Here is a 24,650-nt window from a genome sequence, read left to right as displayed (position 1 = left end):
CTCACCCTCGTGTTTTTTGGCCAAAGGGTAGAGGATAAAATCCATGCATTTAGCGTAAGGCTGGAAGGCGGAAAAGACCCAAATTGGCGTATCGTTAAACAAGAAATGTTATTTGATTTCTGAGGAGATGGCGATCTGTGATCATCGATATAGATGGATAATGAACAAAGAGGAATTCATTTTAAGACAAGTAGTATATGAATTATCCTGAATGAAGAGCTAAGCCGAAACTCAAATATTGAGGTAGAAGTGTATGAATGTATGATATGAATCCAAACGATATTTTATGAATTTATAGCAAAAGAGGGTGTGCCCTAAAACCGATTTTTGGTTTTAGGGCACACCCTCTTTTTTTGGTGCAGAAACGAGGTATGGATTGATGATTTAGAGACGGGGAAGGGACATCTTACGCTGGAATTCAGCGATATCTGCGTATTCCTCCTCCAGTTTGCGAGAGATCCGAATAAAGATGGGCAGCAGCTCCTGGTAAAGTACAGCATTCTCTTTGACAGGGGTATGTCGATGCGTTGTACCCACCATGGAAGAAACGGCATGAAGCGACTTGATCCGCCCAGTAGCGTACAAACCAAGCACGACGGCACCCAGACAGGAACTTTCAAAGCTCTCGGGTACAACGACCTCCTGATTGAAGATATCGGACATCATTTGGCGCCAGAGAGGGGAACGAGCAAACCCACCGGTGGCTTGAATGGAGGTAGGATGCCCAATCTGTTCTTCCATGGCAAGCAGTACTGTGTATAGGTTGAAAATAACGCCTTCCAGGACAGCACGGATCATATGCTCTTTCTGATGATGGAGTGTTAAGCCAAAAAAGGAACCACGGGCATCCGGATTCCACAATGGTGCACGTTCGCCCGATAGGTACGGATGGAACAGAAGCCCTTCCGATCCTGGCCGGACACGTTCGGCAATTTTGGTTAGAACATCATAGGAATTGATGCCAAGTCGCTTCGCTGTCTCCACTTCAGACGCTGCAAATTCATCCCGCACCCAGCGAAATAACATGCCACCGTTATTCACAGGTCCGCCAATGACCCAAAGATTCTCTGTGAGGGCGTAACAGAAGGTCCGACCTTTGGGGTCGGTAACCGGACGGTCCACGACAGTGCGAATAGCACCACTGGTTCCGATGGTTGCTGCGACAACACCAGGTTCAATAGCGTTCACGCCGAGATTGGACAAAACCCCGTCACTTGCGCCAATAACAAAGGGCGTAGAGGGGGAGAGAGCCATTTTTTCAGCCGATTCGTGATTCATTCCTTCTAATATATGTGTTGTAGGTACGAGCTTCGAGAGATGGTCGGGTGTAATGCCTGCAATCTCAAGGGCTTCTGCGTCCCAGTCCAGTTGTTCCAGATTGAGCAAGCCCGTGCAGGAAGCGATGGAATGGTCGACGACATATTGTCCGAATAGACGGAAGAATAGATATTCTTTAATCGAAATGAATTTGGCTGTGCGCTCAAAAAGTTCAGGTTCATCGTGGCGCAGCCACATTAATTTGGTCAGCGGTGACATGGGATGGATCGGTGTACCCGTGCGCAGATAGATGCGATGGCCCAGACCATTCTCTTGCAGCTGGGCAGACCAAGCTGCACTTCGATTATCCGCCCAGGTGATGCAACGGGTTAAGGGGTTGTTATCCTGTCCCATGGCAATGACACTATGCATAGCCGAGCTGCAGGATACAAACAGGATCTGCTCGGCAGCAACGCCGCTCTGCTCCATAACTCCTCGGACAGAGCGGAGGGCCGCCTGTACAATCTCTTCGGGGTCCTGCTCGGCAACATCGGGTGCAGGGGTATACAAAGGGTATTCCTGTGTTGAAGTACTGATGACGGACCCTTGCTCGGTAAATAACACGGATTTGGTACTGGTTGTACCAATATCGATCCCAATCATGTAGTTGTTCATATATTTAATCCTTCTTTCTTCAGAAAGCGATGAGATTTAATTTTTTTCTACTATAGAGACTCCATTTATACCACTGTACTTAGCAGCAATATAAAGATCAGTCCGACCACGGATAATAGTGTTTCCATAACGGTCCACGTTTTCAATGTCTGGGAAACGCTCATATTAAAGAATTCTTTGATCATCCAGAATCCTGCATCGTTCACATGGGACAAGATGAGTGACCCTGCACCTGTGGCGAGTACAACCAGCTCAATATTGGTACCTGGTGTGAGTGCAAGCACTGGAGCGACAATGCCGGCAGCAGTTGTCATAGCTACGGTTGCTGAACCGGTAGCTACACGAATGAGCGCAGCGACAAGCCAGGCAAACAGGATCACGTTGATATTGGCATGGGTAGCGACATCCGCAATGGCGTTGCCCACACCACTATTGATCAATACCTGTTTGAAGGCACCGCCTCCGCCAATAATGAGAATGATGGTTGCCGTAGGCGCCAGACATTCACTGGTGAAGCGAGAAATATCGTGTTTGGTGAATCCACGTGCAAAGCCGAGTGAAAAGAGGGCAAATACAACTGAAATCAGCAGAGCAATGATCTCATGACCGATAAATTCACTGAAAACGGTGAAGCCGCTTGTGGCATTTGGGTCAATGATGCTGGCTATGGAACCAATCAGCATCAGAATAACCGGCAGCAATATGGTAAACAGGGTGATACCAAACCCAGGCATGTTGCTGTTTGTTTTGGTTGCGAATTGTTCAGCCAGTTCAGCTGGCGGTTCGGTGTGTATTCTTTTGCCAATAAATTTACCAAACAAAGGACCTGCAATAATCGCTGTAGGAATACCAACAATAAGGGAGTACAAAATGGTTTTACCCAGATCCGCGCTGTAAGCTTCAATCGCTATCATTGGCGCTGGGTGGGGTGGGACCAAACCGTGTACAGTGGATAAACCGGCCAAAATGGGAATACCAATCTGCAGCAGAGACATATTGGTTTTACGTGCAACGGTGAAAATGATGGGAATCATCAAAATCACGCCGACTTCGAAGAAAACAGGAATACCAACGATAAATCCAACAATCATCATGGCCCAGTGCACACGTTTCACACCGAACCGATTAACCAATGTAGTTGCAATGCGCTCGGCACCGCCAGATTCGGCCATCATCTTACCAAGCATCGTACCGAGAGCAATAACAATTGCAATGGTTCCAAGTGTGCCGCCAAGTCCCCCGGTAATGGAAGAGATCACATCGGCAGGTTTCATGCCTGTAAGCAAACCGAGCATTAATGCGGACAACAGCAGGGTGATAAAAGGATTCCATTTATACTTGGAGATCAAGACGATCAGAAAAACGATCGCAATTAACGTCCAAACCAATAATGTTGCGTTGTGGGATAGTCCAAAAAGAGTGCTCATGATGTTATGTGCTCCTTTATTTCTGATATAGAACGCTTACAAGTGAGATTATCGTCAACAATTTTTTCGTGCCGGTACTAATTAGAAGAGGTGTTGGCGAGAAATATAGTTTTATCATGCCCAAAATGAAAACAAAATCGCGTTTTGTATACTTGTCGACAAGTTGAACCGCAATCACTCACAGCGGATATGATTGCAAACGCCTTGCTCCTTTTAGGAATCAAAGCTTTCGTGCAGGGTTTTACCGGAATCTTGGAAATACGTGCGGACTCCAGCCTGAATGAGCACTTTGTCACCAGACTCCAGTGCTTCAACGAGCAAACGGTGTTTCTCAATTACAGCGCTTACTTTCTGTTCGCCTTGAACGAATACTCTGCGCGTCGTGAGCAGCATAACGGTCATCACAACATATCGAATACTCTTCCATAGATGTGAGATACGGGAATGCTGGGCGGCTTCAATAATCGTTTCATGGAAAACGAGATCCTGGTAGGCGAATTCGACAGCGTCCTGATGCCGTCCAGCAAGTTGCATTTTGTCGATCACGTTACGCAACTGGGTGATTAATGAGTCTGGAACATCACCTGCGAGTCGCTGCTGCACAAAACTTTCAATCAGGAAACGTACATCATACAATTCTTCGACATCCTTGATTCGTAGTCCAATGACAACGACACCCATACGTTCAAGTCGAATAAGTCCTTCATTGGACAATGTACGTAAGGCTTCACGGACAGGTGAGCGACTGCTGTCAAAATCAGCCGCAATACGATTTTCCGACAAAATCTCTCCAGGTCGAAGGGTACCACTGATGATCCGCAGCCTTAATTCGCAGGCAATGGCTTCACCACGGGATGCCCCTTGAAGCCAGGAAGAAGGAAATAACATATGGCTAACGCTCCTATTAATAAGTAATCAGTTCATTACTGATCATAGCATAACTATTTTGCGGACTGGACAGTTCAGTTCAATCCATAGTCTGTAGCTACAAGCTAACGGCTAATGTTTTTTTCAAAGGACTACTAAAGGCGGATAAGTAAATCAGCTTCATCCATATACTTGTATACAAGATGTGATTTTTATCCTACACCTTTCTCAAAAGCTTGTAAACCTTAATTGAAGCGGATACAACCTGATTAGAATTCGACGAAACTTATAGCCTATAATCATTATCCACATGTGAATAACTTTAAACAGGATGTAATGAAGGAGATAACAGGCATTGGAGGGTGTGGATAACTATAAATGCTGAAATAGGGTGATCTGATCGGGGTCTGGGGATAACTTTCAGGACTCTCTTCGGGGCTTGGTCATGGTATGGAAGTGAACGGACTGTGGCCATTACTTTGGGTGGGATGAAGAGTGTATATAAAAGAGGGAGAAGCCTTACGCCTTGCAGTTGACTTTTCCAGGTGGTCATGGTTAAATATATAAAGGTGTTTTCTGTGAAGATGAAAGTGATTCATCACATAAGTATTTCCTTGTGAGGAGGTGCAATACATTGAGACCTACATTCAAACCGAACGTTAGCAAACGTAAAAAAGTTCATGGTTTCCGGAAAAGAATGAGCACGAGCAACGGCCGTAAAATTTTGGCCGCACGTCGCCTTAAAGGCCGTAAAAACCTGAGTGCTTAATGCATTGAAGACCACCGAGGTGGTCTTTTTTTTCTTAATTAGCTCAAATCAGACTGGATGCTGCTACAGATCAGGTCTGAATGGTCTGCTAAAAAGTGCTGAACACATATGAAGTATGTTGAGTGAGTTTTCCATTTTTCGAAAACTTACCTTATATAATGATGAATGTTTGCTTGGTTAAATGGCCAATCAACAATCATCCCGGATGAATGCTGATCAGTTCAAGTAGCTGATAAACAGTCATCCCAAATGAAGTTGTCGCCAAGACGGTTTACCGTCATTCAAGAAAGCCTATACTAAATCAGTAATGAGGCCTCCGTCAATAACAATGGTGGAGAACAGCAAGGAGAAGCGCCGTGTATAAAAGACTGCGTCTACGAAACCGGGCGGACTTTAGCCGCGTATACCGGTATGGGAAATCGTTTGCCAATCATCAATTCGTGGTGTATGGCTGTCGCCGTAAAGATACGGAACAATTTCGGGTCGGCGTATCATGCAGCAAGAAAATCGGAAACGCTGTCGTACGCAACCGGATGAGACGCATGATCAAGGAAATTGTTCGTCATCATGAGCATGAGATCGTCACGCAGATGGATCTGATTTTTATCGTCAGAAAAGGTGCACTGGACATGCCCTATAAGGAAATGGAAAAAAGCCTGCTACATGCGATGCGAAAGGGCTCTCTTTTGAAGTCGAGCAAGCGGTAAGCTTCGGTTTATTTGTCCTCCTAATTATGGTATGATTTACGGTGGAATGGAATGGTTAAGAGAGGGGTTATGAAGTGTCGCGATTGAAGACATCAAAGGGGAAGTGGATTCTCCTCATTGCAGTCATTGCAATGGTCACTGTACTCGCCGGATGTACTCCACAAGGAGCCGGGGTTACTACGGAAGATCTGAAGAATAGTGGCTCATTCTGGCAAAGCAATGTTGTGTACTGGTTCTCACTGGCGCTGGATACATTCGCCAACTGGTTTAACGGTGAATATGGACTGGCCGTCCTCGTGATGGTGCTTATTGTGCGGACATTGATTTTACCATTAACAATGAAACAAGTCCGTAGCTCCAAAGCTATGCAGGCGATTCAGCCGCAGCTGAAGGAGATTCAAGCCAAGTTTAAAGATACACCTGAGAAAGTTCAGCAAGAAACAATGAAGTTGTTTCAGGAGAATAAAGTTAATCCGATGGCGGGTTGTCTGCCGCTTATCATTCAGATGCCGATTTACATCGCACTTTATAACTCAATTTACGGAAACTCCAGTCTGAGAACACATGATTTCTTGTGGCTTCAGCTCGGGGAACCGGATCACCTGTTTATTTTGCCAGTGCTGGCTGCCATTACAACATTCATTCAAACATGGATGATGATGCGTATGAACCCTGCACAGCAAGTTGGTCCGATGCAGTTTATGCTTTGGGTATATCCAATTTTGATCTTCGTGATGTCCTACCAGTTCCCGTCAGCACTTCCGCTGTACTGGTTCTACAGTAACATCTACACGATCGTGCAAAACTATTTCCTTTACCGGAATAATGATAAAATCGTGGCTGAGGTCAACGTGAAGCAGAATAGCTCTTCCAAAAATGGAGCTAAACGCAAAAACGGTGGCAAAGCGACCGTCTCTGGAAAAGGGTCGAAAGGGGCCAAAAAATCGAAATGACCAAAGTCATTACGTCAGGAAAAACCGTTGAAGATGCTGTAAACCAAGGATTGACCGAGCTTGGCGTAAGTCGGGACAAGGTCGAGATACAAGTGTTAGAGCAGCCGTCAAAAGGATTCCTGGGTTTGTTCGGGGTGAGGGCGGCCAAAGTTGAAGTGAAATTATTGCCTGTGCCGGAAGTTGTTCCACAGCCGATCAAGCCAGCTGCATACAAACCTGAAGTAGATGCATTACTTGAGGATGTTGCAGCTAAAAATCCCTATGAAGAAGCGGCTGCTTTCTTGAAAGAGGTCGCAGCAGGTATGGGACTGGATGTTGAAGTGCATATCAAAAAACAGCGGGATGGACATATCTTCAATATTGCCGGCGAAGATCTGGGCATGATTATTGGCAGACGTGGACAGACGCTGGATGCGCTTCAGTATCTAACGAACATTGTAGCGAACCGATATTCGGAAAGCTTCGTTCGAATTGTGCTCGACGCGGAGAATTTCCGTCAACGTCGGCGGAAGACACTGGAGGATCTGGCTGAACGGTTGGCTGGACAAGCAATTCGTACTGGTAAGGAAGTTGTACTGGAACCAATGCCTCCGCTCGAACGGAAAGTCATCCATGCAAAACTGCAAAATCATCCGCAGATTAAGACGTTAAGTAAGGGCGAGGAGCCTAATCGGCGTGTGGTTATTACGACGAAATAACACGAAATTGAAGACGCAATGGCTTCCTGCCCGGTGCAGAAGCCATTGCTTTTTTCGTACAGAAGTAATTTGATAAGGTGCGTAGAACAAGTAAAGAGTGAACTTAATACGATAACTGGCATGTCATATGTTATATCATTAATAGATTTGAAAATGGATATGGCGTCCCCTGAGGGGCGGCAATTTTAAAATAGAGCAAGGAGAGATAACCATGATCAGTGATACGATCACAGCGATATCAACGGCTGTTGGAGAGGCGGGTATCGCCGTGATCCGGGTCAGCGGCCCGGATGCAGTGTCGGAGACGGAAAAGATTTTTCGCAGCAAAACCCCTTTAACTCAGGCAGCATCCCATACGGTTCATTATGGTCATATCATAGATCCGGCGAGCGGCGAGAAGATCGAGGAAGTGCTGGTAACAGTCATGCGAGCACCTCGGTCGTTCACAACAGAAGATGTGGTGGAGATCAGTGCGCATGGTGGTGTAGTGTCTGTAAAACGGGTCATGGACCTGTTGTTGCAGCTTGATATTCGTCTGGCTGAACCCGGTGAGTTCACGAAACGTGCTTTCCTTAATGGGCGGATTGACCTGTCTCAGGCGGAAGGTGTCATGGATCTTATTCGTTCCAAATCGGACCGAGCTTTCTCGGTTGCATTAAAACAGGTTGAAGGCAAGCTGTCCTCCAAACTGCGTGATCTACGATATACACTGGTGGAAACACTGGCTCATATTGAAGTAAATATCGATTATCCAGAGCATGATGTGGAGTCGTTAACGTCTGATTTTATCAAAGAAAAGTCCAGTCAGGTTATGACTGAAATTGATAAATTGCTGACTACAGCAGAACAAGGAAAGATCCTGCGAGAAGGTATCACGACGGCAATCGTTGGACGACCTAACGTGGGTAAATCCTCATTGATGAATACACTTGCGCAAGACAATCGAGCTATCGTCACGGACATTCCAGGAACAACTCGTGATGTAATTGAAGAGTTCATTACGATCAATAATATCCCGCTGAAATTGCTGGATACGGCAGGAATCCGGGAAACGATGGACGTTGTAGAGAAGATCGGGGTAGAACGCTCTCGTTCTGCGGTAAGTGAAGCCGATCTGATCTTAATGGTTGTGAATGCTGCGGAGCCACTTCATCCCGATGAGATTGAATTATTGGAACAAATCCGCGGTAGACAATCGATAATCATTATGAATAAAATGGACTTAACACCACAGGTAGAACGTGACGTGCTGCTTCGTTACATTCCGGAAGAACGGCTTGTACCGATGTCGGTGAAAGATGATCTGGGTGTCGATCGACTGGAAGATGCCATCTCTACGCTATTCTTCAGTGGTAAACTGGAGTCCGCAGATCTGACCTATGTCAGTAATGTGCGTCATATTGCTTTGCTCAAAAAAGCGAAGCAGTCCCTCGTGGATGCCTATGAAGCAGCAGAGCAGTTCATTCCGATCGATATGATTCAGATTGATGTTCGTTTGGCGTGGGAGCATTTGGGCGAGATTGTTGGAGATACGGCACATGATGCATTAATTGATCAGATTTTCTCCCAGTTCTGTCTAGGAAAGTAAAAAAAATATACTGCGGATTGACTTGAATCGTAGTGTATGATGGAAAGGTACAATTTCTGCCTGTTGTCAAAGGATGGAATGATGTTGTAGCCATTACGTGTTGGTTTCATATAGATAGGAATGCAAGTTCCGATGAACGGTTAGAAGTAGTTTCATTATTGTAGAACATGATCCGTCTGTGTGAGTTACACCAAATGCAGCGGAATAAGGAGGTAAACGGGAATGGCTTTTGATGGCGGCAGTTATGATGTAATCGTCGTTGGTGCAGGACATGCTGGTGTGGAATCCGCGCTGGCCGCAGCTCGTATGGGGTCCAAAACACTAATGATTACGATCAATCTGGACATGGTGGCCTTTATGCCTTGTAACCCATCTATTGGGGGACCGGCCAAAGGACATGTTGTGCGCGAGATTGATGCACTTGGTGGAGAAATGGGACGGAATATCGATAAAACCTTTATTCAGATGCGGATGCTTAACACGGGTAAAGGGCCTGCTGTTCACGCGCTTCGTGCTCAAGCAGATAAATTCTCCTACCAGCATAAAATGAAGGAAACGATGGAGAATGAACGTAATCTGACAATGCGTCAAGGTATGGTAGATCGACTGATCGTTGAAGACGGAAAATGTGTAGGCGTTGTGACTCAGACCGGAACAGAGTATCGGGCCAAAGCGGTTGTGCTGACAACAGGCACATACTTGCGCGGTAAAGTGATCATGGGTGAGTTGATGTATGAGAGTGGACCAAACAATCAACAACCATCTCTTAAATTGTCAGAGCATCTGCGTGAACTGGGCTTTGATCTGGTTCGTTTCAAAACAGGTACACCACCACGTGTGCACAAGGATACGATTGATTTTAGCAAAACCGAAATTCAGCCTGGTGATGATGAGCCGAAGTTCTTTTCCTATGAAACAGAATCTTCTGATAATGAGCAGCTGCCTTGCTGGTTGACGTATACATCTGTGGAAACACATCAGATTATTAATGATAATCTGCATCGTGCACCGATGTTTTCGGGTGTAATTGAAGGGACTGGGCCACGTTATTGTCCATCCATTGAAGATAAAATTGTCCGGTTTAGCGACAAACCTAAACATCAGATTTTCCTCGAGCCGGAAGGTAAAAATACATCGGAGTATTATGTGCAGGGATTATCTACAAGTCTGCCAGAAGATGTTCAACTTGCGGTTCTGCGCTCCATTCCGGGTATGGAAAAAGTGGAAATGATGCGTAACGGTTATGCGATTGAATACGATGCGATGGTACCTACACAATTGTGGCCATCACTTGAAACCAAACGTCTGCCAGGTCTGTTCACAGCAGGTCAGATTAATGGTACTTCCGGTTATGAAGAAGCGGCTGGACAAGGCGTTATGGCCGGCATTAATGCAGCACGCAAAGTACAAGGTAAAGAGCCGATTGTGCTTGATCGCTCCCAAGGTTATATTGGCGTGCTGATTGATGATCTGGTAACGAAGGGTACAAATGAACCATATCGTCTGTTGACTTCACGCGCTGAATATCGTCTGTTGCTTCGCCATGATAATGCAGATATGCGTTTGACGGAAATCGGACATGACATTGGTCTGATCCCTGAAGAGCGTTATGCGAAATTCTTGGATAAAAAGGCGAAAGTCGAGCAGGAAGTTGCACGTCTGAAAGTGGCTAAAGCTCGCCCGGTTGAAGTGAATGCCAAGCTGGAAGAGTACGGATCTACACCTATTCAGGATGGCAGTACGTTGCTTACCTTGCTGCGTCGCCCGGAGCTGGGGTATGAACTGATTGAACAGCTCTCACCATCTGAGGTAGAACTGACAGCAGATATGAAAGAACAAGTGGAAATACAAATTAAATATGCGGGTTATATTGAGAAACAATTGATCCACGTGGAACGTTTGCAAAAGATGGAGAAAAAGAAAATTCCGGACACCATCGTATATGATGAGATTCATGGTCTTGCTATGGAAGCCAAACAGAAGCTCGCTACGATTCGTCCAATCTCGATTGGTCAGGCCTCTCGTATTGCTGGAGTTACTCCTGCCGACATCTCCATTCTGCTGGTCTACCTGGAGCATTATAACCGTGTAACCGCAGCAAGGGGACAATAATGGACGATATTCAACAGCAACTGCAGCGGCGCTTAAAGAAACATGGATTAGAACTGGGCGAACTCCAGTTGGAGCAATTCGAACTGTATTATCAGGAGCTGGTATCCTGGAATGAAAAGATGAATCTGACGGGCATAACGGATCGGGAGCAAGTGTATACAAAACATTTCTATGATTCGGTATCGCTGGCTTTTTATACTGACATGACCAAAGTGAATAAGCTTGCTGACATTGGATCAGGAGCGGGTTTTCCGGGATTGCCACTGAAGATCTGTTTCCCGCATATTAAGCTTACGATCATTGATTCATTAAATAAACGGATTGGCTTTCTACAGCATGTGGTAGATATTCTTGGGCTGACAGATGTCGAGTTGGTTCATGGCCGTGCTGAAGAGATTGGACGCAAAGAAGGGTATCGTGACAGCTACGATCTCGTTACGGCGCGTGCAGTAGCCAAGCTGGCTGTGCTGAATGAATTCTGTCTTCCGTTTGTTCGTAAAAGTGGAATATTCGCTGCGATGAAGGGCGGAGACCCGCGTGAAGAAATGAAGGAAGCGGAGTTCAGCTTCAATCAGCTGAAAGGACGGGTTAAGGCCGTTCATCCATTCCAGCTGCCGGTTGAAGAATCAGAGCGTCATATCATTCTGATTCAGAAATTTGATAAAACACCATATAAGTATCCGCGCAAACCAGGTACTCCAATGAAGACTCCGCTGATATAGTTACGTGATGGTTTTGAATTCAGTCAAAACAAAATAGAATTTTAGACATAGATAAAGAGGATGTTTCACGTGAAACATTCTCTTTTTTTTGTTTTCTGAAATGGAGGACTCGATCAACATTGCGGATACTCCGTATTACATATCTCTTAAAGAACCTGTAATGATGAATTTCATGCACAGTAGCTCATGAACAAATTCATTAATTGAATGTGTACAAGTCGTCATATTTCCAATATTCACAAAGAAAAAGCAGGAAAATTAGCAGAGTTTAAAGAATAGGTAAGCATAGGATTATGATAGAAAAGATGATAGAATAGAAGTATCCGATCCTGGGTCACAGCGATCATAGATTATATGTATAGATAGATGGATATGCGTTCGATGTTGCATGACAGAAAGCGTTATGAAAGGCAAAACTTATTCCAAGAACGATGCATGTGAAAGGTCGCTTATTGAATAAGAAGCACCTGCAAAGACTGTGGGAGCTATTACGAAACTAGGTGGTAATCTGCGGAATGAAAGAACAATTTTCGAAGTTGTTTGGTTTGGCGGAGCGCAATAACGGAGATGAGATCAAACAGATTCCGGTCAATGAAATTGTGAGCAGCCCATATCAACCCCGTACTATTTTTGATGATGATAAAATTGATGAGTTGTTGCAGACGATCAAAACACATGGCGTAATTCAGCCTATTGTCGTTCGCGTGCGAAATGGATCATATGAGATTATTGCCGGGGAACGTCGCTGGCGTGCAGTTCGAAAACTGGGTTTGGATACGATTCCGGCTATTGTACGTGAGTTCAACGATTCTCAGGCCGCATCCATTGCACTGATTGAGAACTTGCAACGTGAAGGATTGACTTCAATTGAAGAAGCTGTCGCTTATCAGAAGCTGATCGACTTGCATCAACTGACACAGGAAAGTCTGGCACAACGACTCGGCAAAAGCCAGTCAACCATCGCTAACAAGATTCGGTTGTTGCAGCTCCCAGAAGGCATTAAGGCCGCATTGATGGAACGCAAAATTTCTGAACGGCATGCAAGAGCATTACTTTCTCTCGATACGGAAGAACTGCAGATGAAGTTGCTCGGTGAGATTATCGAAAAAGAATTGAATGTGAAACAGACAGAGGCACGTGTTGCCTTCTACAAGGAATCTTCCAAGATTAAAAAATCTAGACGTGTTTCCTTTACCAAGGATGTAAGACTTGCACTTAATACGATTCGCCAATCCATTGATATGGTAACTGGCTCAGGTCTGGACATTAAAACCAAAGAAGCAGACCATGAGGATCATTATGAGATCGTTATCCATATTCCAAAACGCAAATAATTGAAGCTTATGGCGGCAATGGGCCGCTTTTTATGTCTATAAAGCAAGCTAGGTCTGACATTTTTAAAGAACGGTCGGTATATTGATGGAACGGTAGTTGTTGTTTGTGTGGACGATAGCCGCCTGCTTTTTGTTAACAATATCTCACAACCTACAAGAAAAGACTCCTATTTTATTTGAGGTGAAGTAATTGTCTAAGATTATGGCCGTAGCAAATCAAAAGGGCGGTGTGGGGAAAACGACGACATCTGTTAACTTGGGTGCAGGACTGGCTTCACTCGGGAAAAGAGTATTGCTTGTCGATATTGACCCTCAGGGGAATACAACCAGCGGAGTTGGAATCAATAAAGCAGATGTGGCTAATTGTATATATGATGTCATTATCAATGAGGTTCCTCCTCAAGAAGCGATTGTGGAGACTCAGATTGAAGGCCTTCATATCATACCTGCAACGATTCAGCTTGCCGGAGCCGAGATCGAATTGGTGTCCACGATATCACGGGAAGTTCGCCTGAAAAAATCACTCGCCATGGTGAAAAAAAACTATGATTACATACTGATCGATTGTCCACCATCCCTTGGTATGTTAACGATCAATTCGTTGACTGCTTCCGATTCGGTGATCATTCCGATTCAGTGTGAGTATTATGCACTTGAAGGATTAAGCCAGTTGCTTAATACGGTTCGTCTGGTACAGAAACATCTGAATACATCCCTGCAGATTGAAGGGGTATTGCTGACGATGTTTGATGCGCGGACCAATCTGGGAATTCAGGTTATTGAAGAAGTGAAAAAGTATTTTCAACAAAAAGTATATCAAACAATTATTCCGCGTAATGTACGGCTTAGTGAAGCACCATCTCATGGTCAATCCATTATTACGTATGACCCTCGTTCAAGAGGGGCGGAAGTGTATTTAGAGCTCGCAAAGGAAGTGATTTCTTATGAGTAAGCGGCTTGGAAAAGGTCTTGATGCCCTCATTCCTTCGCTTTCAATTAATGACGATGATAAAGTCGTAGAAATCCCGATTAGTCAACTGCGGGCTAACCCCTATCAACCACGTAAAGTATTTGATGAGGGCGCAATACATGAACTGGCTGAGTCCATTCGTCAGCATGGTGTCATACAACCCATTATTGTTCGTCCTGTATTACGAGGTTATGAGATTATCGCTGGAGAACGACGGTTCAGAGCTTCGCAATATTGTGGTAATGCCACGGTACCGGCTGTAGTCCGTAACTTCAGTGATCAGCAGGTAATGGAGATTGCGTTGATCGAGAACCTGCAACGGGAGAATCTGAACGCCATGGAAGTTGCAGTTGCTTATCAGGGGTTAATGGATCAATTCGCGTTGACTCAGGAAGAGTTGTCTGTAAAAGTAGGTAAATCACGTTCTCACATTGCTAACTTCTTGCGTCTGTTATCATTACCCGAAGAAGTAAAAGACCATGTTTCACGTGGAACATTATCTATGGGACATGCACGTGCGATCGTGGGTGTGAAGGACGAGGTTATGGTGAAGCAACTTGCCAAACAAACCATTGATCAGCAATGGAGTGTACGTGAGTTGGAGGAAGCTGTTCAACAATTGGATCGATCCAAAACAGGTGAGGCTAAAGCCAAATCGAAGTTAAAAAAGAAAGATCCATTCATTGATACATTGGAAGAATCTCTTCGTGAACGTTTCAAAACAACAGTGAAAATCAAGCACAATAAAGATAAAGGTAAAATTGAGCTCAACTACTACAGTCAACAGGATCTGGAACGGCTATTGGAATTGTTACAATAACAGTCGGGTCTATGATTCATTAACAACATGCGGGGCTTACTCATGTCATGACATATCGCCTCTGTACCATGGAGAAACGATATGTCATTCTTTTTTTATAGGGTTATATGTGCAATATGTGCAGGCGAATTATTAATTTATGGGACAGAGGTGGTTGTGAGGTGGAGGGAGTTATCTATCTAGATCATGCAGCAACATCTTGGCCCAAACCACCTGCTGTCGGTGATGCGATGTTGAGTGCATTGGAGATTGCCGGAGCCAATCCTGGCAGAGGAAGTCACCGCATGGCTGTTCAGGCAAGTCGTGTATTGTTCGAGGCGAGAAAATCCATATCCAATATCTTTGGAATCAAAAATGCGAATGATATTGCATTCGGATCAAATACGACAGAAGCGCTAAATCTAGCTATTCAAGGCTCGCTTAGAGAGGGCGACCATGTGATTGCCACCATGGCTGAACATAACTCAGTCAGACGACCACTGGAGTACATGCGAAGACTCCGAAATGTAGAGATTGATTATGTACCTGTTAATGCTGCGGGAGCCATTGATCTGATGCAAATGGAACGTATGTTTCGTTCGAATACCAGATTGGTGGTATGTACACATAGTTCCAATCTGCTTGGCAGTATTCTTCCTATTGGAGAAATTTCGCTCCTGTGTCGTAAACATCGGGCGATCTTATTGGTAGATGCGGCTCAGAGTGCTGGGGTTATGCCTGTGAATGTACAACAATTGGGCATTGATATGTTGGCTTTTCCAGGGCATAAAGGACTGCTTGGTCCTCAGGGTACAGGGGGCTTGTACATTGCTCCAGAGCTCGATATAGAGCCTTTACTTCATGGAGGAACAGGAAGTCAGTCAGAAGCTTTGGAGCAGCCAAAGGTCCGTCCTGATCGGTATGAAGCGGGGACGCCGAATACTGTCGGGATCGCAGGGCTGAATGCGGGTGTGAAACATGTACTTGAGATGACACCAGCGGTCATCTACCAACATGAGTGGGAACTGACCCAACATATAATGGATGGGCTGTCCTCCGTTAAAGGCATTCGAATGCTTGGTCCAGAGATTGGACAGCCACGCACCGGATTAGTATCTTTTACTGTGGATGGGTATGATTCGGCACAACTCGCCTTCCGATTGGATCGGAATTATGGGATTGCGGTTCGCTCCGGTTTTCATTGCACACCGCTTGCACACGAATCTGCTGGTACAACTGCTACCGGAGCAGTAAGGGCCAGTGTGGGATACAATTCAACTAGAGAACATGTGGAAGCACTCGTTAAGGCAGTGTTGGAATTGACTGGGGCAGACTAGATTAGAGTTGAAATGATGAACTCATTTGATACTGGGTTGCTTGATTAAGCTTATGTATATCGGGTTGATTTATAATGAATGATAATATTACAGGACAGACGTTAATCTGATCAAAAATATAGAGGGGTAGTTGCAATTACATGGCTGAATTAAACGAGCTGATTCTGGAACAGCTGTTATGGATTATTGGCGGAATGGCATTACTTACGGTGATCTTGCTGATTGTGAGTATTGTTCAAGGGGCAAAGTTACGAAAGTTTAAACGTAAATATGAAGCCATGATGGCTGGCAGTGGAGTAGAGGACCTGGAATCGTTGCTGATTAATCTGAAAATTCAGATGGACAGCATTGAGGATGAACACAAACTGCAAACGAATCAGCTGCAAGTTGTCATGCAAAAGCTGACCCGCATTCAAGGTAAAGTTGGCGTGAAAAGATACAATGCTTATGGAGAGCGTGGCAGTGATCTGAGCTTCTCAATGGCCATGATTAATGATAGCCAGGATGGCATGATCCTTACGGGGATATATAACCGTGACGGTTCTTACGTATATGCCAAACCTCTTAAAGGGGGAGAGTCCACGTATACTCTGTCCCCAGAGGAAAAGGAAGCTATTACTCTGGCACAGCAAGCAGAGTAGAACGTGTATGCCATTCCCGAATGGCCGAGTACAGACTGCTGGATATAATCTCGGACATGCGCATAACAAGACTGAGCCGTGTGTTCTGTAGAACAAAGTATTCCATAAAGCCGCCGACGTTAACGATACCTGTCAGATGGATATCGCCGACCGGCGGTAATTCTTTATTTACCCCCGCACCCGGCTTGAGTGGACCATTAACAACTTGAATGCATCCCACACTGGATGATTGTCCGAGACAGGCGTCAATGCCAATCACATAAGGGTTATGGTGTGTTTTCTGTATGTTGTGGAGTGTATCTTGCAGGTTCATCGCATGGACTGGTTCATCCAAGGTACCATATAGATGGAATAAAGGGCTGTCCCACTTGGAAAGGGCTGATCCGACCAGAGGACCAAGGCAGTCGCCTGTTGAGCGATCTGTGCCGATGCACACAATCACTACATTTTGCAGAGAATGGGCTTTATAGAGATGGAACATTAAACGATGGGTAATGGCCGAGTGAATACCTGGATCGGTATGGGGGATTTTCAAACTGGTCATGTCTTGTGATGAAAAGGAACGCGAAGTAGGATTCATAGGATCTATCCTTTCCCTTGGAATAGTAGTAACAGTATATGGAAAGGTAGAGCGTTTTATACTTCACGAGGACAAGCTTTTTCTCCAGGGTGGGACTTATGGCGAAAGGAGACGAACATGGACGAATGGATTAACGATTGGATGCTGATTGCATTTGATTCAACACAGCAGGCACTGCGTGCTGAAATGCTGCTGGAGTTTGCCGAGATAGAAATTGATTTGTTCCCTACGCCAAAAGAAATTACAGCAGGTTGTGCGTTATGTATCCAGTTTCCAAAGGAGGATCTGGAGCGAGTGCAGAAGATCATTCGTAACGAGTTCGTAGAGATCCGAGGCCTCTATTTCAAAACAGAAGACAGCTATGATAACATACCGATGTAGAGGAGAGATGATGGATGTTGCCATTTCAATTTGCTCAAGGGAATATAGCTAATGGTACCGCAACCGCCGTAGGTGAAGCCCTTCGTTGGACGGATAAAGTCTGGAACAAAATTGCAGATCCTGATATGTGGCTTAACATTATGTTCAGCTCAATTCGGATTATCATTATTTTTATCATCACCCGTATTGTCATTAAGGTGGTATATCGGATTATAGATCGTTCCATGGAACGTAAGCAGGAAGGCAAGATTCGCGTGAATCCGCGCAGATTCGTAACCGTAGGGGAACTGTTGAAAAATGCGACCTCCATAACATGTAATTTTATTATGATTCTGCTACTGTTATCTGAGATCAATATCCAAGTTGGGCCGCTACTCGCGAGTGCCGGTGTGCTCGGGCTTGCCATTGGTTTCGGTGCACAGGGTTTGGTCAAGGATGTTATTACGGGTTTCTTCATTATATTGGAGGATCAATTCGCTGTGGGGGATGTTATTCAGACGGGAACCTACAAGGGAACGGTTGAGGTGATCGGACTTAGAACTACCAAACTGGTCAGCTGGCAAGGCGAGGTGCACATTATCCCGAACGGGGCGATTGCAAGTGTAACGAACTACTCCATGTCAAATTCGCTGGCTGTAGTGGATATTCCGATGAAGGCGGACTTAAGTCTCGATGAGTCTGTACACCTGGTGAAGAAGTCTTTGGTTGGGATTGAAGAGCGTGATCTAAATATTGTGAAGGTACCGGATGTACTCGGTATACAGTCGATGTCTACGTCAGAGTATGTGGTTCGAATTGTAGCCGAATGTATGCCTAACTCTCGTGCGTCTGTGGAACGTCAGATTCAGGGCGATGTGAAGAAAACGCTGGAGTATCATGAGATGAGTCATCAAGCAGCATTGGAACAGGCAGTAGCTTTGGAGAAAGATGAGGGGGATGGCACAGGTGGAGCGTAAAAGTTTCCAGCTTGGGGATATCGTGCAGATGAAGAAGCAGCATCCCTGTGGCAGCAATGAGATGGAGATCATTCGTATGGGTATGGATATTCGGATCAAGTGTGTCGGATGTAAACATAGCGTGTTGATTCCAAGAGCGAAATTTGAGAAAAACATGAAGAAGGTATTGCGCTCAGCCGAAGATTCCACTGAATCCTGATCTTGCAATAATTCGGTATGCAGTACGCGTAATAACGTTTACATGTAGGCTCCGTAGGAGTATTGCGTTCTGTAAATGATCATGCTATAATCAATATTGCTGCGGAAAGGTACCCAAGAGGCCCAAGGGGGCTGACTCGAAATCAGTTAGGCGTGTCACAGCGTGCGTGGGTTCGAATCCCACCCTTTCCGCCACTTCAATTGTAACTTACTCAATACACATTGAGCTTAATAAAAAGATCGATAAGAAGACTTTCCATTAGGAAAGTCTTTTTCTTGTATAACATTTTATTGAACATGTATTGAACATGTAGCCATATCAAAGGCATCATTAATGACCAAAACAAAAAATAAAGAGCCCCGAAGGGCTCTTTATCCGGCGATGCATTTGTTTGTTAGGAAACAATCGGTCGTAACAATCAGAAACTTGGTGTACTGCACGTAGCAATACGCGTGCTTCAGACGAAGGGCCTTACAACACATAACCACTTGCTTCTTAGATTACGTGATGAATCTCCAACAGCGAATGATCGGCTTCGTTGTCCAACGGAACCACACCTCTCTCGTGCACCGCCTGATTGTATTATGTGCTTTATTCTGTTTTATATACATGGATCGTAAAAAAGTATTGTGATTAATGGACGCGGGCTTTGGTCAGCTTCTTCCACTTGCGATTATGATTGCTTGTTTCGGGAAAAGCTTCACCTTTTTGCAGCGTTACCCGCTTAGGGTTCTGAATTTCCGTGACAAAGCTTTTTTCCCCAACTTCTGTGTACTCTCCATCGTTTGGGGCTTTGTCTCCTGGTTCAAACTCGGTTTTTTCACCCATGATAAAACCTCCTCTGCAGATTATGTTACTTTGTTGCTTCTGTAGTGTGCTCCATAGCCGGGCTGATCATGTGCCAATATGTACAGGGAACGTTTGCTTGCACTTTGACTCGGTATTTGTTATATTAATATAGTTCGAGTTTGTGCTCGTTCCTTGCTCTCAACCTAGATTGAGGGCCAGAGTCCATAAGGAGGTGAAAATTATGCGCAAATATGAAGTGATGTACATTATTCGTCCTGACATTGAGCAAGAAGTTGTTCAAGCTACAGTCGATAAATTCCAAGGCATCATCTCCAACGGCGGTGGTGAAGTTACAGCTCACGACGTTATGGGTAAACGCCGTCTTGCGTATGAGATCAAGAAATTCCGTGATGGTTTTTATGTTCTGGTACATTTCACTGCTGAACCAGCAGTTGTAACTGAACTTGAGCGTCTCATGAAGATTTCTGACGAAGTAATTCGTTATCTCATTACCAACGACGTTAAGTCTGCTTAAGACTACTCGTGATTAACGCACCAATACGCTCTGAAGGAGGGGATTACATTGTTGAACCGTGTCATTCTGATCGGACGGTTAACCCGGGATCCTGAGTTGCGTTACACTCCAGCAGGAGTGGCAGTTACGCAATTTACTTTGGCAGTGGACAGACCGTTTACAAGCCAAGGGGGAGAAAAGGAAGCCGATTTCATTCCGGTCGTAACCTGGAGACAGCTTGCCGAGACCTGTGCGAACTACTTGCGCAAAGGACGCCTGGCTGCAGTCGAAGGACGCATTCAAGTACGGAACTACGAGAATAACGAAGGAAAACGTGTATACGTGACCGAAGTCATTGCCGATAATGTCCGTTTCTTGGAGTCAGCTAACCGTGATAATAGCGGTAGCGGCGGTGGGCAACCAATGCGTGAAGAGCCTTCTTATGGAGGCGGCGGACGCGCGAACAATAACAATAATTCGCGTAGCAACAATCAGGATCCTTTTTCCGATGACGGAAAACCGATTGATATATCGGATGATGATTTGCCATTTTAACATGAACTGATACTCTTAGGAGATATGGGTTACATGATAGGAAAGGACTGAAAAGCATGGGCTTCAAGCAAAGAGAAGGCGGAGACAACGATAAAAGACCGGCACGTCGTGGCGGCCGTAATAAACGTCGTAAAGTGTGCTTCTTCACAGCTAACAAAATTACTCACATCGATTATAAAGATACGGACTTGCTTCGTAAATTTATCAGCGAACGTGGAAAAATTTTGCCACGCCGTGTAACAGGTACTAGCGCTAAATATCAACGCATGCTGACGATTGCAATCAAACGCTCCCGTCAAATCGCATTATTGCCATACACAACTGAGTAGTTTTTACTCAGCTTGCATACGAAGCAGTCGGCTTATAGCCGGCTGCTTTTTTGTATATATCAATAGAAGTAATAGAAATAACAGATCCACTCTAACAAATGGAAGAATTCAATTCTATGGTGATAGAGGCATTCAAGCCTCAAATGAACTATAATAGAGTCTAATCTACTGAAAAGGTTTAGGCAGCAGGAATAGCTGTTTATTTCAGAATAAACACCAGGAGTGGATATGAATACATCAAAACGTAAAGGTAAACAGAGAAAAAAGAGCGGTCTGAAAACCTGGATTATAGCTACTCTTTTACTTTCCATTATATATGTGTGGTTACAGCAAAAAGGTGATATAGATAACATGTGGCCCGGGACAACAATCCAAGAAGCTATGCCAATCACCGACCTACATCCTGTGGTAGCAGAGAATGAGAAATTATTGGTACGTAAGGCAGCGAGACGTGGAATAGAGATTGTTATCACCCACGGCTACCGAAGTTCCGAGGAGCAAGATGCACTATTCAACCAAGGACGCTCAAGTGCAGGAAATATTGTTACTAATGCGCGTGGTGGTGAGTCTTACCATAACTACGGATTAGCAATTGATTTTGCATTGAGGACGCCTGAGGGTGATGTGGTGTGGGATATGGAACGTGATGATAACGGCAATGGCAAGGCAGACTGGATGGAAGTTGTGGATCTCGCCAAAGAGTTAGGTTTCACTTGGGGTGGAGACTGGGCAAACTTCCCGGATTATCCTCACTTGCAGATGGATTTTGATTTGAGTATTAATGAGTTAAAACGTGGTAAAAGACCTCCTGATTCTTAGAAAAGGGTGTTATATATACATTTAAATGAATAAATATTAGATAAGCTCTGCATTTTGCAGGGCTTTTTTCTTTCTTTTGTAAAATAAATGATAAAAGATGACAATTTGGTCTTTACATTAGCAAATAAATAAAACTATACTAGATTAACTAGATTTTTTACTCTGATCGCATATATTATTTCATTTGTAACCATAACGGCTCCGGTTCAATAAAATTCAGCTATAGATCGAGATATAATCATCACTCGTATATGTAACATTTACCTCACGCAAAGTTAAGGATGTCTACTCAAATCAAAGTATACACATACACTTGATGTAACTACTATGTTATGTATATGTTATTTTGACCAATTGTCTATGTACACCTCACAGCTAAAAACAAGATAACACCTCTTAAAATTCCTGCTATATGCCTTTATAGTATTACTAATATCCAAATCTGTAGTATAAAAAACATTTATACCAAAAATCTCAAAATAAGCATTGACGTTAGCTAAAATTACACGTATGATTACATTAATTATTTTGATATATAATTCCGCTAGGAATTATCAACATTAATTGACCAATGGTCTAAATATAAGTCTCTTAAACTTGTTTCTCCTAACAATTTGGTATTTTGTATAAGCTATTGTTCGTTATCTTCAAGAACTTGGAAATATACAGTGGATGCATTTCTCTACACACGAATACAATCTACGGAAATTATGGGGTTAGGGTGATTGATTTGAATACAGAGCTATTGGAAGTCAGAAATCTAACAACATCATTCAGAATTGAAGATGACTATTATGCAGCAGTGGATCACGTTAACCTTACGGTGAAGAAAAATGAAGTGTTGGCGATTGTAGGTGAATCCGGGTCAGGTAAAAGTGCTTTTGCATTCTCTCTTATGGGTTTGCATAACAAAGCAAAGATCGAAGGCCAGATTCTCTATAAAGGACAAGATATTGCCAACATCTCCCCAAGCAAGTTAAACAAGCTACGCGGCAAAGAAATGGGCATGATTTTTCAGGACCCATTGTCCGCACTAAATCCTCTAATGATTATTGGTGAACAGATTGAAGAGATTCTCACACTTCATCAGTCCAAGCTGTCTTCCAGAGAGAAGAGAGAAAAGGTCATTCACTTATTGAATCAGGTAGGGATTCCACGTCCCGAACAAATATACAAGCAGTATCCCCACGAACTATCTGGTGGTATGAGACAGAGAATTGTTATTGCCATTGCGATTGCCAACAAACCGGAACTACTCATAGCCGATGAACCAACGACGGCGCTTGACGTTACGATTCAACTACAGATTCTGGAGCTAATCCGTGATCTGAAGAATGAAATTAACGCAGGCATTATTCTGATTACACATGATCTGGGTGTCGTAGCTGAGATGGCTGATCGCGTTGCAGTTATGTATGCAGGCGAAATTGTTGAGATCGCAGATATCTTCACATTGATGAACGATGCGAAGCATCCATATACCCGCTCACTGTTGAATTCTATTCCCACCCTGTCTGAAGAAAGATCCAAATTGCATGTCATCCAAGGTATTGTACCATCGCTCAAAAATCTTCCTCGCAAAGGGTGCAGATTCAAAGCCCGAATTCCATGGATTACTGAATCGGCTCATGAAGAGAACCCACAGATGCATGAAATTGCACCAGGTCACTTTGTACGGTGTACCTGTTACCAGCACTTTCATTTCCCTGACCAAAGCTGAGGAGGAATAACATAATGGCATTACTCGAAGTAGAAGGGCTCAAGATACACTTTCCGATTCGCGGTGGATTGCTTAAACGGGAAATTGGCAGTGTAAAGGCTGTTGATGATGTTAGTTTCTCCATTGAACAAGGGCAGACCTATGGTCTGGTTGGCGAATCAGGTTCAGGTAAGACAACAACAGGCAGAGCCATTATTGGGCTAAACCATGTCACTGACGGAAAGATACTGTTTAACGGCAAAAATCTGGCTACGGAGCGACGTAAGAACAGGCAGCTCCAACGGGATGTACAAATGATTTTTCAAGACCCATATTCATCACTGAATCCAAAGAAGCGGGTTATCGATATTATCGCTGAGCCGTTTCGTAACTATGAGCGTCTGACAGCTACTGAGGAGAAAAGACAAGTAAGAGAATTACTTGAAAAGGTTGGCTTGAGTCCGGAATCAATCTATAAATATCCGCATGAATTCTCCGGCGGACAGCGTCAACGGATTGGCATTGCACGGGCTATTGCACTGAAGCCGAAGCTAATTATCGCGGATGAACCTGTATCTGCACTCGATGTATCGGTACAGGCCCAGGTACTCAACTTCATGCAGGAAATTCAAAAAGAATTAAATCTGACCTATCTGTTCATCAGTCACGATCTGGGCATCATCCGTCATATGTGTGATCAGATTGGAATTATGTATAAAGGTCGATATGTGGAACAGGGTACAACAAATGATATTTTTGAGAATCCACAACACATCTATACCAAACGTCTCATTGCAGCCATTCCGGATATGGACCCAACCAAACGAGAGGAAATGGTAGCCTTCCGTCAACAGGTCAAATCCGAGTATGAACATTCATACCGAAATTTCTTTGATGAGGAAGGGCTTGCATACTCGCTCAAATCCATTTCCGATACTCACCGAGTAGCTCTACCTCAGAAAGGTTGAAGGCC

Annotated in this window: 26 protein-coding genes and 1 tRNA gene; 22 read left to right on the top strand and 5 right to left on the bottom strand. The window is 44.3% G+C overall.

Going from position 1 to position 24,650, the window contains the following annotated elements; all coding sequences use genetic code 11:
• Nucleotides 1-384: 384 nt before the first annotated feature.
• The 3 genes from gntK to MKY87_RS15830 all read right to left on the bottom strand — a co-directional run bounded on the left by gntK (nucleotide 385) and on the right by MKY87_RS15830 (nucleotide 4,247).
• Nucleotides 385-1,932, bottom strand: a complete 1,548-nt coding sequence (gene gntK / locus MKY87_RS15840; protein ID WP_340965377.1) for a gluconokinase — start codon at nucleotides 1,930-1,932, stop codon at nucleotides 385-387.
• A 65-nt stretch (nucleotides 1,933-1,997) separates the two neighbouring features.
• Nucleotides 1,998-3,359, bottom strand: a complete 1,362-nt coding sequence (locus MKY87_RS15835; RefSeq protein WP_340965376.1) for a GntP family permease — start codon at nucleotides 3,357-3,359, stop codon at nucleotides 1,998-2,000.
• Between the two features lie 213 nt (nucleotides 3,360-3,572).
• A complete protein-coding gene (locus tag MKY87_RS15830) occupies nucleotides 3,573-4,247 on the bottom strand; it encodes a GntR family transcriptional regulator (protein WP_340965375.1) in 675 nt (224 codons plus the stop codon).
• Nucleotides 4,248-4,860: 613 nt separating this feature from the next.
• Here MKY87_RS15830 and rpmH point away from each other — a divergent pair.
• The 12 genes from rpmH to MKY87_RS15770 all read left to right on the top strand — a co-directional run bounded on the left by rpmH (nucleotide 4,861) and on the right by MKY87_RS15770 (nucleotide 16,856).
• Nucleotides 4,861-4,995, top strand: a complete 135-nt coding sequence (gene rpmH, locus MKY87_RS15825; RefSeq protein ID WP_017691413.1) for a 50S ribosomal protein L34 — start codon at nucleotides 4,861-4,863, stop codon at nucleotides 4,993-4,995.
• Between the two features lie 356 nt (nucleotides 4,996-5,351).
• Complete coding sequence (gene rnpA / locus MKY87_RS15820) at nucleotides 5,352-5,702, top strand: ribonuclease P protein component (RefSeq protein WP_036611981.1); 351 nt, start codon at nucleotides 5,352-5,354, stop codon at nucleotides 5,700-5,702.
• 74 nt (nucleotides 5,703-5,776) lie between these two features.
• Complete coding sequence (locus MKY87_RS15815) at nucleotides 5,777-6,655, top strand: YidC/Oxa1 family membrane protein insertase (RefSeq protein ID WP_338589664.1); 879 nt, start codon at nucleotides 5,777-5,779, stop codon at nucleotides 6,653-6,655.
• Nucleotides 6,652-7,353 (top strand): RNA-binding cell elongation regulator Jag/EloR, encoded by a 702-nt coding sequence (jag, locus tag MKY87_RS15810; protein WP_017691417.1) that lies wholly within the window; start codon nucleotides 6,652-6,654, stop codon nucleotides 7,351-7,353. Before MKY87_RS15815 ends, jag begins: the two co-directional genes overlap by 4 nt.
• Nucleotides 7,354-7,564: 211 nt before the next feature.
• The gene (gene mnmE / locus MKY87_RS15805; RefSeq protein WP_315938907.1) at nucleotides 7,565-8,941 is read left to right on the top strand and encodes a tRNA uridine-5-carboxymethylaminomethyl(34) synthesis GTPase MnmE; all 1,377 of its coding nucleotides are present in this window, start codon (nucleotides 7,565-7,567) and stop codon (nucleotides 8,939-8,941) included.
• A 222-nt stretch (nucleotides 8,942-9,163) separates the two neighbouring features.
• Nucleotides 9,164-11,053, top strand: a complete 1,890-nt coding sequence (gene mnmG / locus MKY87_RS15800; RefSeq protein ID WP_339787496.1) for a tRNA uridine-5-carboxymethylaminomethyl(34) synthesis enzyme MnmG — start codon at nucleotides 9,164-9,166, stop codon at nucleotides 11,051-11,053.
• On the top strand, nucleotides 11,053-11,775 hold the full coding sequence (rsmG, locus tag MKY87_RS15795) for a 16S rRNA (guanine(527)-N(7))-methyltransferase RsmG (RefSeq protein WP_036611970.1): 723 nt from the start codon (nucleotides 11,053-11,055) through the stop codon (nucleotides 11,773-11,775). The genes mnmG and rsmG overlap by 1 nt, the downstream gene beginning before the upstream one ends.
• Nucleotides 11,776-12,290: 515 nt before the next feature.
• Nucleotides 12,291-13,109, top strand: a complete 819-nt coding sequence (gene noc / locus MKY87_RS15790; protein WP_091012196.1) for a nucleoid occlusion protein — start codon at nucleotides 12,291-12,293, stop codon at nucleotides 13,107-13,109.
• Nucleotides 13,110-13,299: 190 nt separating this feature from the next.
• On the top strand, nucleotides 13,300-14,061 hold the full coding sequence (locus MKY87_RS15785) for a ParA family protein (RefSeq protein WP_024629525.1): 762 nt from the start codon (nucleotides 13,300-13,302) through the stop codon (nucleotides 14,059-14,061).
• On the top strand, nucleotides 14,054-14,899 hold the full coding sequence (locus MKY87_RS15780) for a ParB/RepB/Spo0J family partition protein (protein ID WP_062836525.1): 846 nt from the start codon (nucleotides 14,054-14,056) through the stop codon (nucleotides 14,897-14,899). The genes MKY87_RS15785 and MKY87_RS15780 overlap by 8 nt, the downstream gene beginning before the upstream one ends.
• A 161-nt stretch (nucleotides 14,900-15,060) precedes the next feature.
• Nucleotides 15,061-16,215, top strand: coding sequence for an aminotransferase class V-fold PLP-dependent enzyme (locus MKY87_RS15775; RefSeq protein WP_339787498.1), 1,155 nt, complete (start codon nucleotides 15,061-15,063; stop codon nucleotides 16,213-16,215).
• A gap of 140 nt (nucleotides 16,216-16,355) precedes the next feature.
• Nucleotides 16,356-16,856, top strand: a complete 501-nt coding sequence (locus MKY87_RS15770) for a DUF4446 family protein (protein WP_036671879.1) — start codon at nucleotides 16,356-16,358, stop codon at nucleotides 16,854-16,856.
• Here the strand turns inward: MKY87_RS15770 and yyaC are convergent.
• On the bottom strand, nucleotides 16,831-17,436 hold the full coding sequence (gene yyaC / locus MKY87_RS15765) for a spore protease YyaC (protein ID WP_036611957.1): 606 nt from the start codon (nucleotides 17,434-17,436) through the stop codon (nucleotides 16,831-16,833). The genes MKY87_RS15770 and yyaC overlap by 26 nt on opposite strands.
• Before the next feature lie 117 nt (nucleotides 17,437-17,553).
• Between yyaC and MKY87_RS15760 the strand changes: the two genes are divergently transcribed.
• The 4 genes from MKY87_RS15760 (at nucleotide 17,554) to MKY87_RS15745 (ending at nucleotide 19,166) form a co-directional block, all read left to right on the top strand.
• Entirely contained in the window at nucleotides 17,554-17,817 is a 264-nt protein-coding gene (locus MKY87_RS15760) for a DUF3343 domain-containing protein (protein WP_017691427.1), read from the top strand.
• A 14-nt stretch (nucleotides 17,818-17,831) separates the two neighbouring features.
• A complete protein-coding gene (locus MKY87_RS15755; RefSeq protein WP_445259501.1) occupies nucleotides 17,832-18,773 on the top strand; it encodes a mechanosensitive ion channel family protein in 942 nt (313 codons plus the stop codon).
• The gene (locus tag MKY87_RS15750; RefSeq protein WP_036611950.1) at nucleotides 18,763-18,972 is read left to right on the top strand and encodes a DUF951 domain-containing protein; all 210 of its coding nucleotides are present in this window, start codon (nucleotides 18,763-18,765) and stop codon (nucleotides 18,970-18,972) included. The genes MKY87_RS15755 and MKY87_RS15750 overlap by 11 nt, the downstream gene beginning before the upstream one ends.
• 103 nt (nucleotides 18,973-19,075) lie before the next feature.
• Nucleotides 19,076-19,166 (top strand) — tRNA-Ser (locus tag MKY87_RS15745).
• A gap of 439 nt (nucleotides 19,167-19,605) precedes the next feature.
• On the opposite strand, the gene MKY87_RS15740 is transcribed toward MKY87_RS15745, so the two are convergent.
• Nucleotides 19,606-19,800 carry a YjzC family protein gene (locus tag MKY87_RS15740; RefSeq protein ID WP_036671877.1) on the bottom strand — a complete coding sequence of 65 codons (195 nt, stop codon included), beginning with the start codon at nucleotides 19,798-19,800 and terminating at the stop codon, nucleotides 19,606-19,608.
• Between the two features lie 202 nt (nucleotides 19,801-20,002).
• Here MKY87_RS15740 and rpsF point away from each other — a divergent pair, with 202 nt between their 5' ends.
• The 6 genes from rpsF (at nucleotide 20,003) to MKY87_RS15710 (ending at nucleotide 24,645) form a co-directional block, all read left to right on the top strand.
• Nucleotides 20,003-20,296 carry a 30S ribosomal protein S6 gene (gene rpsF / locus MKY87_RS15735; protein WP_036611944.1) on the top strand — a complete coding sequence of 98 codons (294 nt, stop codon included), beginning with the start codon at nucleotides 20,003-20,005 and terminating at the stop codon, nucleotides 20,294-20,296.
• A 48-nt stretch (nucleotides 20,297-20,344) separates the two neighbouring features.
• Entirely contained in the window at nucleotides 20,345-20,830 is a 486-nt protein-coding gene (gene ssb, locus MKY87_RS15730) for a single-stranded DNA-binding protein (RefSeq protein WP_340965374.1), read from the top strand.
• A gap of 56 nt (nucleotides 20,831-20,886) precedes the next feature.
• Nucleotides 20,887-21,159 carry a 30S ribosomal protein S18 gene (rpsR, locus tag MKY87_RS15725; RefSeq protein WP_017691433.1) on the top strand — a complete coding sequence of 91 codons (273 nt, stop codon included), beginning with the start codon at nucleotides 20,887-20,889 and terminating at the stop codon, nucleotides 21,157-21,159.
• A gap of 228 nt (nucleotides 21,160-21,387) precedes the next feature.
• The gene (locus MKY87_RS15720; protein ID WP_340965373.1) at nucleotides 21,388-21,978 is read left to right on the top strand and encodes a M15 family metallopeptidase; all 591 of its coding nucleotides are present in this window, start codon (nucleotides 21,388-21,390) and stop codon (nucleotides 21,976-21,978) included.
• Nucleotides 21,979-22,708: 730 nt separating this feature from the next.
• Nucleotides 22,709-23,698, top strand: coding sequence for an ABC transporter ATP-binding protein (locus tag MKY87_RS15715; protein WP_289390790.1), 990 nt, complete (start codon nucleotides 22,709-22,711; stop codon nucleotides 23,696-23,698).
• A 14-nt stretch (nucleotides 23,699-23,712) separates the two neighbouring features.
• On the top strand, nucleotides 23,713-24,645 hold the full coding sequence (locus MKY87_RS15710; protein ID WP_074092894.1) for an ABC transporter ATP-binding protein: 933 nt from the start codon (nucleotides 23,713-23,715) through the stop codon (nucleotides 24,643-24,645).
• Nucleotides 24,646-24,650 lie beyond the last annotated feature (5 nt).

The sequence above is a fragment of the Paenibacillus sp. FSL R7-0198 genome (assembly GCF_038000415.1).
In the GTDB taxonomy this organism is placed as follows: domain Bacteria; phylum Bacillota; class Bacilli; order Paenibacillales; family Paenibacillaceae; genus Paenibacillus.
The sequence above is the reverse complement of the archived record's forward strand: the minus strand, read 5'-3'. Positions and strand labels throughout refer to the sequence as shown.